Raw genomic sequence first — 9,888 nt, forward strand, 5'->3', positions numbered from 1 at the left:
CCTCTTTATAAAAAATTATTTTTTATATGCGTCAATACCTGCCTCTTTTGTTCCAGGAGTTCTGTGATCGCCGATGCGTCCCCCAATTTTTCCGCCTCGGCAAGCTTCTCTGTGATCTTCTTCGACTTCTCCCTGAAGAACTGGCGCTCGATATACTTGAAATAGTCCAAAAGCACCTTCTCGGGCTCATCCGCGTTCAAATGAGCGTCACCAAAGGCCGCGTCGAGGACAAGCCCTTTCAGGTCCTCCTTTTCAAGCGTCTCGATGAAGTTCCTCACATCAAGGTTCCTTTCCTGTTCAAAACAAGTTACCATTTTGGTCAAGACTTCTCTCACATCGGCATCGTTAATGTACCGCAAAACCTCCTTTCCTTTAAAGAATTCAAGAAGATCGGGGCGTGTTATGCAGACATTGATGACCTTTCTTTCGATCACGCCTTTTGTGTCGTCTGCCCTGGCAGCCCCGTTATTCAATTCATATGTTCTTCTGACCGCAAAATGCTCTTCTTCAACCCCGGTCAATTCGGAGAGACGTTTGATGTACAGCCTCTTTTTGACCCTGTCGTGAATGGCCTCGACGTGAGGCATCACCTGCTTGATGAAGACCTGCTTTCCCCTGACCGTCGTCATTTTCTCCCTTTCGGCATAGTAGTCGAAATAGAAGTCAAGAATGGGCTTCTTGTCCCCGGCGATCTCCACGATGGCATGAGCACCCTTTTCCCGGATGAAACTGTCGGGGTCATGCCCTTCGGGAAGGACAACCATGTTTCCGTTGACATCCATCTCGGCGAAAAGACCGATGAGTCTCAATGCGCTCTTGATCCCCGCCTCGTCGCCATCAAGCATCAGTGTGATATTCTCGGTGTAGTTCCTCAACTTCGTGATCTGTCCCTCTGTCACAGACGTGCCCAGCGTGGAAACTGCGTTCTTCAGACCCGCGCTGTAGAGAGCGATCATGTCGAAATACCCTTCGACAATAAAAACCTCGTCCTTGTCGGTAATATGTTTTTTTGTCCTGTCGATTCCGAACAGGGAATTTCGCTTCGAGAAAACGGAGGACTCCGGAGAGTTCACATACTTGGGTATGCCGTCCTTTTCAAGTGTCCTTCCACCGAAACCGATGACCCTCTTGTTGACATCGATGATGGGGACAACGATCCTCCCCCCGAACATATCGTAGAGCTCGGTCTCCTTCATCCTCACAATGCCGGTACTCATGAATATGTCGGCAGGTATCTCCGTCGCTCTGATAAAGGCCTTCAAAGCCCCGCGAGAACGCGCGCTGTAGCCAAGCCTGAACTCCTCCGCTATCTCCGTGGAAATCCCTCGTTTCTCGAGATATTCCCGGGCGAAGCTTGTACGCTTGAGTCCCTTCTCGTAGTAATCGCACAGCTTCCCGAGGGCATCATAGTGACCCGCCTTCCTTCTGTCCCCTTTTCTTTCCACCTCTATCCCATATTGACGGCCGAGATGCTCCAGGGCCTCCAGGAAGGTGAGGTTCTCGTATTTCATTATGAAGTTGACCGCATTGCCCCCTTCCCTGCAGCCAAAGCAATAGAAGATCTGTTTTTCGACGCTTACCGTGAATGAAGGCGTCTTTTCCTTGTGGAAGGGGCAAAGGCCCATGTAGTCCTTGCCGGCCTTTCTCAACTTCACATGCTGAGATATGACATCGATGATGTTCACTCTCTGCAGGAGTTCGTCAAGCGATGCCTTCATGTAAGCTCCACTATCGTGACACCACTGTTGCGCTCATCGGGGCGAAATGTGCGTACATAAGGAGTCTCGGCAAGGCGGTCTCTAACGGCCTGCATGAGCCGGCCCGTACCGACCCCGTGAACGACCCTGACCTGCGATATGCCTTCAATGACGGCCCGGTCAAGAAAGGTGTCGACTGTCTTCAACGCCTCTTCGACACGCATGCCGACGATCTTCAGATCCCGCTGCTCTATTTTCTCTACGCTTATCTCGGACTTGTCTTTCGATACCCGCTTCGGACCTTCGACGGCCTTCGCGATAAACATCCGTTTCAACTTCGTTCTGACATTCCCTACGGCGACTTCAAAAACACTTCCCTCTTTGTCGATATCAACGACGTACCCTTTGCTTCCCAGTGTCTTCACGAGAACATAATCGCCTATTCCGATGTCCTCCCTGACCTCCCTAGCGGGTCCCCCCAACCTTTCCTTCAGGGAACGTATTTTCTCCTTACTCTTTGTTATAGACGTTCTTTCCTTTTTTGCAACCTCTTTTTTGATTTCATCGATCTCGATGTCCAGTTCGAGGAGTCTTTCGCGGGCCTTGCCTTCCCATTTCCTCAGGTACTCATCCTTCTTTTCCCTGATGACCTTCAAGCGCTCGCGAGCCTCTTCCTTGGTTCTTGCCAGTTCCAGGCGCTCCTGGCCGGCCTTTGCCTTCTCTTCCTCGAGGCTTGTTATGAGATCGTTGAGCATGAATTCCTGCTCGTTGAAATAGGCATAGCTCTTTTCGATTATCACCTGCGGCACGTCGATCTTTCTGGCCACATTGATCGCATTCGAGTAGCCGGCAGTCCCGTAGATTAGCTGGTAAAGGGGTTTCATGTTCTGCGTATCAAAAGAGGTCGCGACATTCATCGCATATTCCTTCATGTATCCGTATGCCTTGATAAGATTCAGGTGAGTCGTGACAACGACGCGGCACCCTTTCTCAACGAAGGCGTCGATGACCCCCATTGCCAGCGCCGATGCCTCCTGAGGCTCCGTGTTGCCGCCTATCTCGTCAATGAGAACAAGTTCGTCCCTCCGGGCGCTGAGATAGAGGTCCTTAATGGCATACATGTGAGCGGTAAAACTGCTGAGTTCCATCGAAATGTCCTGTTCGTCTCCGATAAGGGCAAAGATATTCGAAAACATGGGAATGACCGGCCTTTCGGCCGCCGGGATGAAGAGGCCTGTCTTCGCCATCAGCGACAGAAGGCCGATCGTTTTCAGCGCGGCGGTCTTTCCCCCTGCATTGGGGCCGCTTATGATCATCACTTTCTCGTTCTCTTTCATGACGATATCAATAGGCACGGCGTCATTCTTCCGCGACATCGCTATGAAGGGATTGATTGCCTTCTTTATCTCCAGGCCGCCCGAAGGCCTGACCTCGGGCCTGACGCACCCGAATTCGTGACAGAAAATCGCCATGGCATGGAAGAGATCGAGTTCGGCCAGACATTGTACGTTCCTCTCGAGAGATTCCCTGAATCCCCGTGCGAACTCTGTAAGCTCGTAGAGGATCTTCTTCTCCTCCTCTTTTTCTTCATTGACGAGAACGTTGATGCTGTTGTTGGACTCCACGCATTCGACGGGCTCTACAAAAGAGGTTTTAAGGGAATGTGAATAGTCGTGTACGATGCCCTGGATGGCCTCGTTGAAGTTAGGCTTAAGGGGGATGACGTACCTGTTGTTCCTCAAGGATATGTAATCATCCTGGATAATGGGACGCATCGCCTCGCGGCCCATGATCCTATCGAGCTGTTTCTTTATCCTCTCCCTGTTCATGAAAAGCTCTGTCCGTATGCGGGAGAGATCGTAGGAAGCGCTGTCCTCGAGGTAGCCTTCTGCATTGACAGAGCGCACGACCCGTTTGTAGAGTCCGGGCAGTCCGTCTATCCCCGCAGCAAGCTCGTCAATGAAGCTGCTCTTTTTGAACACCCTGGCGAGAAAGCCGGCTATGTCTTCGCAGGCCCGCAGAAAGTTTGTCAGGGAAAGGAGTTCCGAGGGCTCAAGGACGGAATCCCTGATGGAAACCCTCTTGAGCACCCCAACAACGTCGGGAACGTCCGAGAGAGGCACCCTGCCGTCCCATTTAATAACATCCATGACGGCTTCTATCCGGTCATGGCGCCTCTCTATCTCTTCGATGTCATCAAGGGGCCGGAGCTGACGCAGGTCGTCTCCGGAAAAGGGTGTTGAAGAGAATTGTAAGATGACATCCCGGAGCTTGAGGTAATCAAGGTATGATAACGTTTTATCGATCATAGGGGCTTTCGACTGCCGTCATCACGACGACAGTCTATTAAGCACCATTGTACTCAGCATTTTGCCGTCGATCCTTCCTGGAAATTTGTCCATGAGGAGTTTTATTACCTTCCCCATTTCCTTCCGGCTCGTTGCGCCGACGGCTGCAATCGCTTCTTCTATTCCCTTGAGGATCTCCTCTTCCGACAGTTGAGGGGGCTGAAACTCCTTGAGGATCTCCAGCTCTTTTTCTTCCTTTTCGACGAGCTCGGGGCGCCCACCCTTCCTGAAGCTTTCAATGGAATCGTTATGCTGTTTGATCGACGTCTTAACGAGGGCGTAGAACTCCTCGTCCAACAGAGGTCTAATTTTCTCGACTTCCTTGTTCTTTGTGGAGGCAAGGAGCATCCGGAACACGGACACCCTTATCTGGTCCCTCTTCTTTAAAGCCTCTTTTAAACCCTCTTCAATTGTGGATTTATAGTCCATTTACTCCTAGTAAAGGCCTTTATCCATGCTTCTTTTGAGTTTTTTCAGAGCTCTCTTCTTCGCAGCGAGTATTTTTTTCTTCCTTTTTACGCTGGGTTTTTCGTAGTGTTCTCTTTTTTTGATCTCGGAGAGAATCCCGGTTTTCTCGCACTGTTTCTTAAATCTCTTGAGGGCACTCTCGAAGGATTCACCTTCTCTTATTATAACTGCTGGCATCCATTCTTCCCTCCCTCCATTTGATCCGTTTATTTAAGCTACTTATTAAAACCCGAAAAAACAGCCAAAGTCAACAGATTTCAGCGGTCAAACATTGATATTGTTCAATCGGGAAAAGGTCGGTCATGCTCACGGGTTCTATCGCGATGCTACCCTTTTTTGATGGTGGAGAGATCGTTGCGCGCATACATGGTGTTCTTCTCGAATTCCGCCACCACGGTCCTCAGGCTGTTCACTCTGTTCTTCCAGCCTTTCAGGTACTTGGCATATACCTGCGGTTTGGCGGCGGCAAGCCTCACATAGCGCTGTTCCCTCATTCCCAGATAGCTGTCAATGTTGCCCTGCGATCTCCGCAGGATCTTTTGGGCCGCTGCCGGGCTGTTGACATAGGTGTCAAAGTGAACGACGCACAGGGGGTACGGCAGCGATGACGCGCCCGATCTCTCCCACAGCTTCCGGTAGATGCCCTCTATCTGTTCCCTGGTAATGTTCTTGATACTTCCCCTGTATCCCAGGGCTCGCGCGGTAGACTGCAATATACCGTAGCGGGATGCCCCTCTCTCGCCGTCCTCCTTGACGAGCCGGGTTCCCTCCTTTTCAAGGACGAAATCGAGGCACTTGCGGAACTTGGCATCTTCATCGTTAAAACCGGCCGCCGGGTCGATGCCGGGCCCTGTCTGTATCGGGTTGAACTGCTGTGCCTGGCCGCTGGTCAACGAACGCAGCAGAACATCCTGAAAACCTGTGGGGTCGGGATTGACTATGAAACTCTCCGCCTTTTTTCGACCGTTCTGCAGATACTGAAGCATGGATGCTGTTTGTGTGATATCAAGGTTGGTGGCCATAATACCTGATTTTTGCAACAAACATGCCACATCTTAGATTTTCATGGGTTACAGCGGCTCCCCCTGGAAAAAGCACCAGAGGGCTGATTTGAGCGTCGAATTTCTGACAGCCGGCCGAATTAACCGAAAGGGTTCTTGAGAATGATGGTGCTTCCCCGGTCGGGCCCCGTGGACACTATGGCAGCGGGAACACCGACGAGTTCTTCAATCCGCCTGATATAATTCAGGGCCTGTGGAGGCAGGTCATCAAGGCTGCGGACATCCTTTATTGATGTTTTCCAGCCCGGCATTTCCTCATACTGGGGTTCGCAGCGATAGAAATCCTGGAGGGCCATTGGCGGCTCATCATGGAGGCGTTTGCCGATTCTGTAATGAGTGCAGATCTTGATGGTATCGAACGAATCGAGGACATCAAGCTTCATGAGGGACAGGCCGTTTATGCCGTTCAGCCTGACGGCCCTTCTCACGAGAACCGCGTCGAACCATCCGCACCGTCTCGGTCTGCCCGTGGTCGCTCCGTATTCGTCGCCCACCTTTCTCATGAGCTCTCCCTCGGGACCGGTGAGCTCCGTCGGAAAGGGTCCTTCCCCGACCCGGGTCGTATAGGTCTTGCATATCCCCAGGATGTAATTGACAGCGCTCGGAGGTACGCCGGCACCGGACGAAATGTTGCCGGCTATCGTGTTCGAAGAGGTGACATACGGATACGTCCCATGGTCTACATCAAGGAAGGTGCCCTGGGCTCCCTCGAAGAGTATCCTTTTCTTCTTTGTCAGCGCCTTGTGGAGGAAAGATGTTGAATCGGTGACATGCTTTTTGAGCATCTTCCGATAGGGTTCAAACTTTTTCAGGATGTCCCTGATCATCAGGGGCTCGTCCTTATAATAGCGACGGATGAGGAAATTCTTCAGCTCCAGGTTGGCCTTCAGTTTCTCACGAAAGATCTTCCTGTCGATGAGATCAATGACACGGATGCCCATCCTGCTGGCCCTGTCCTCGTAGGCGGGGCCAATGCCTCTTCCTGTTGTTCCTATCTTCTTCGCGGTCCTCGACTCCTTTAGGGCATCGAGCTTTTTATGGTAAGGCATGATTACGTGGGTGCAACCGCTTATCAGGAGACGTTTCTCATTCTTGAGATAACCGAGACCCCTGAGCTCTTCTATTTCTTTTTCCAGTACTTCGGGGTCCATAACCACGCCGTTGCCGATAACGCAATAGGTCTTTTCACGGAGAATTCCCGAAGGGATAAGATGGAGGATGACCTTTTTGTCACCGATGACGATAGTGTGACCGGCATTTGCCCCACCCTGAAACCGGACTATGATATCTGCAAACTCGCTCAGATAATCAATGATCTTCCCCTTGCCTTCGTCGCCCCACTGAACCCCGACAACTCCCACATTGGCCATGATTTTCTCCTGCGCTTTTCGTTGATGAACATATTTTTTTAATATACTCTCCCGCTAAAATCAAGCCTAATCGGGAATTTTGACTCTTTGAGGCGATTGATGGGAAAGACCTGCCTATTTCTCTTTTTTCTGGGACGGAGGGTCAAAAAGCCCACTCATGGGCCCTGTCCCCAAAAGGGGGATCTGCAGATGAGAAAATGCCTTATCCGAGGCCCTTCTCCCCTGGGAGGTACGGATGATGAATCCTGATTTGAGCAGAAAGGGTTCCACGACCTCGATCAGCACGTCCGACTCGAGCTGCAGCGTCGCAGCCAGCGCCTCGATGCCCACGGGGCCTCCCTTGTAATTGACAATGATGGTCCTGAGGAGCTTCCTGTCCGTCTCGCTGAGCCCGTGGTCGTCGATACCTTCAAGGCTCAATGCGTCTATGGCCACGCTCTTCGTTATCACTCCCCCGGCCCTGACCTCGGCATAATCCCGGACACGCTTCAGGAGCCTGTTCGCCACCCTGGGGGTGCCGCGGGCCCGCCTTGCCGTCTCATAAGCGCCCTCGTCATCGACGGTAACACCCAGTATGGATGCGGATCGTTTTATAATACTCAGGAGGTCATCGTCCTTATAAAAATCAAGGTCTCTCACGATGCCGAAACGCTCCCTCAGCGGCGATGATAGAAGGCCGGAACGGGTTGTCGCGCCAATGAGGGTGAATTGTTCAAGACGATATCTGTGGGTCCTGGCATGGATACCTTTGTCGAAGATAAAGTCAACGGCAAAATCCTCCATTGCGGGGTACAGGAATTCCTCGACGATCTTGGGGATGCGATGGATCTCATCGATGAAGAAAATATCGCCCCGTTCCAGGTGTGTCAGGAGGCCCATCAGATCACCGCCTTTTTCCAGTGCCGGACCCGACGATGTGACGATGCGTGTCCCCATCTCGTTGGCAATGATATGTGCCAGCGTGGTCTTTCCCAGACCCGGAGGCCCGTTGAAGAGAAGGTGCTCCAGCGGTTCGCCCCTTTTCAGCGCCGCTTCGATGGCTATCTGGAGCGTTTCGACAATGGTATCCTGGCCGACATATTCAGAGATCCGGCCCGGTCGAAGGGTGACGACGGTGTCGCCGTCGGTGTTGTCTTCCTTCCTGTAAAGCTCTGAGAGTTCCGAGGAGGTTTCTTCCTCGATCATTGTTTCTGTCCTCTGTACACTTCCTCAAAAAGCTCTTCCGATGAAGCGATTCGCGGGTTTCTCTTCATCGCCTCCTCTATCATCTGCCTCGCCTCGAAGATCTTATGACCAAGCTGGGTAATGAGCACCTGCTCGACTTCCTTTACGAAATCTTCGGCGATCGGGGCGGTAACTGCTGTTTCAGGCATGAGAGCATATTTCGCGACCCTTCCTTTCAAGGTAGCCACGATCTTGTCGGCCTTTCTTTCGCCTATCCCTTTCAACCTGCGCAGTGATCTCACATCCTTTTCCTCGATATGGCGCGCTATTTCCCGTATGGGCTTCGTGAGCGCCTTTATGGCCGCCATGGGCCCGATATCCTCAACGGTGATGAAAAGCTCGAAAAACTCCCGGTCCAGTTCATGTCTGAAACCGACAAGGACCGGCTTGGGCTGTCTTTCGGTCTGGTGGAAAGAAACATAAAGGCTCAGTTCTTCGTCCGGCTTCTTTAACCTTCTGATCTCACTCATCACGAAGGCAGGCATGAGAACATCATACCCGACACCGCCCACGAGCAGGGTCAAGCGTTCATCATAGATGCTCTTCAGTGTTCCCTCGAGATAGGCTATCACACCACCCTCCGGTAGTCCCTGCGGTAATAGACCGCAAGCGCCACGGCGAGCGCATCAGATGCATGGAAGGAGGAGATGTCTCCAACCTTCAGCGTGTTCACCACGGCGTCCTTGATCTGCTTCTTGCCGGCATTGCCGAAGCCCACGAGGGAATTCTTGATCTCCTTCGGCGCGATTTCCTGAACGGGAATCCCCTTCTGCCGGGCAGTCAGGTAGAGAACCCCGAGGACACTTCCGAGAAGTATGCCCGCCCTTGGGTAGCGAACAAGGGAAAAAACATCTTCCAGGGCAACAAGGTCGGGCTGCACCTGATCGATGATGCGATCGACGTCCTGATGGATCTGCATCAACCTGTCCGCCATCCTATCATGGGAGAAAGTCTTTATGTGCCCGCATTTCAGGAGCACCGGCGCCGGTCCGTCGCATCGCAGTGCCCCAAAACCGGTACTGGCAAGACCTGGGTCAATGCCTAGAATGATCATTATCCACCATATTCGTATCGCTCTTGGTCAGGTAATCGATAATCATCATAACAGGATGGATAGTCTTTGTAAACCAAGAAGATAGGTACTGGGCAGTTGATTTCAAGCACCATTATCAGTATACTTGAGGGATGGTTGACGAAGAATACATGGAGATGTGTCTCACAGAGGCCCGCGCGGCGTGGACCAAAGAAGAGGTCCCGGTAGGCGCCCTGGTGACGGACGAAACCGGCGCCATTATCTCCCGGGCCCATAACATGACGCGGACCTTGACCGATCCCGGCGCGCACGCGGAGATGATCGCCTTGCGGGATGCAGCCTCGAGCCGAGGCAATTACCGTCTCACCGGATGCACGCTCTTCGTCACCATGGAACCCTGCGTCATGTGCGCGGGAGCCATAATCGAAGCGCGCATAGAAAGACTCGTTTTCGGCTGCCACGATGACAGGCGCGGCGCCTTCGGCTCCATCATCGACGTCAACACCCTGCCCCTTAACCACAAGGTAAACGTTGCAGGTGGTATTCTGGAGGATAAGAGCGCATTGCTCCTCAAGCAGTTCTTCACCATACGGAGAGGTACCGAAGTGGCCATAACGGGGCCGACTCGAAATCGGCTGTACGTCTAATAAGCGTACCGTGGGTTCGAATCCCACCCTCTCCGCCATA

Annotated in this window: 9 protein-coding genes and 1 tRNA gene; 1 reads left to right on the forward strand and 9 read right to left on the reverse strand. The window is 52.3% G+C overall.

Annotation, left to right across the window (positions count from 1 at the left end; genetic code table 11):
- Positions 1-5: 5 nt before the first annotated feature.
- From dnaG to PHC90_07515, 9 genes are all read right to left on the reverse strand, one after another.
- Positions 6-1,718: a DNA primase gene (gene dnaG, locus PHC90_07475; protein MDD3846185.1), complete on the reverse strand. Its 1,713-nt coding sequence runs from the start codon at positions 1,716-1,718 to the stop codon at positions 6-8.
- The gene (locus tag PHC90_07480) at positions 1,715-4,006 is read right to left on the reverse strand and encodes a Smr/MutS family protein (protein ID MDD3846186.1); all 2,292 of its coding nucleotides are present in this window, start codon (positions 4,004-4,006) and stop codon (positions 1,715-1,717) included. Before PHC90_07480 ends, dnaG begins: the two co-directional genes overlap by 4 nt.
- Before the next feature lie 21 nt (positions 4,007-4,027).
- Positions 4,028-4,474, reverse strand: a complete 447-nt coding sequence (locus PHC90_07485; GenBank protein MDD3846187.1) for a GatB/YqeY domain-containing protein — start codon at positions 4,472-4,474, stop codon at positions 4,028-4,030.
- A 6-nt stretch (positions 4,475-4,480) separates the two neighbouring features.
- Positions 4,481-4,690, reverse strand: a complete 210-nt coding sequence (rpsU, locus tag PHC90_07490) for a 30S ribosomal protein S21 (GenBank protein ID MDD3846188.1) — start codon at positions 4,688-4,690, stop codon at positions 4,481-4,483.
- 149 nt (positions 4,691-4,839) lie between these two features.
- Positions 4,840-5,535, reverse strand: a complete 696-nt coding sequence (locus PHC90_07495) for a glycosyl hydrolase 108 family protein (GenBank protein MDD3846189.1) — start codon at positions 5,533-5,535, stop codon at positions 4,840-4,842.
- A gap of 119 nt (positions 5,536-5,654) precedes the next feature.
- Positions 5,655-6,944 carry an adenylosuccinate synthase gene (locus tag PHC90_07500; protein ID MDD3846190.1) on the reverse strand — a complete coding sequence of 430 codons (1,290 nt, stop codon included), beginning with the start codon at positions 6,942-6,944 and terminating at the stop codon, positions 5,655-5,657.
- Between the two features lie 114 nt (positions 6,945-7,058).
- Positions 7,059-8,129, reverse strand: a complete 1,071-nt coding sequence (gene ruvB / locus PHC90_07505) for a Holliday junction branch migration DNA helicase RuvB (GenBank protein ID MDD3846191.1) — start codon at positions 8,127-8,129, stop codon at positions 7,059-7,061.
- A complete protein-coding gene (locus tag PHC90_07510) occupies positions 8,126-8,740 on the reverse strand; it encodes an OB-fold domain-containing protein (GenBank protein ID MDD3846192.1) in 615 nt (204 codons plus the stop codon). Before PHC90_07510 ends, ruvB begins: the two co-directional genes overlap by 4 nt.
- A complete protein-coding gene (locus PHC90_07515) occupies positions 8,737-9,222 on the reverse strand; it encodes a crossover junction endodeoxyribonuclease RuvC (protein ID MDD3846193.1) in 486 nt (161 codons plus the stop codon). The genes PHC90_07510 and PHC90_07515 overlap by 4 nt, the downstream gene beginning before the upstream one ends.
- 570 nt (positions 9,223-9,792) lie before the next feature.
- Between PHC90_07515 and PHC90_07520 the strand changes: the two genes are divergently transcribed.
- A tRNA-Ser gene (locus tag PHC90_07520) sits at positions 9,793-9,886 on the forward strand.
- Positions 9,887-9,888 lie beyond the last annotated feature (2 nt).

Source organism: Syntrophorhabdaceae bacterium (genome assembly GCA_028698615.1).
Taxonomy (GTDB): Bacteria; Desulfobacterota; Syntrophorhabdia; order Syntrophorhabdales; family Syntrophorhabdaceae; genus Delta-02.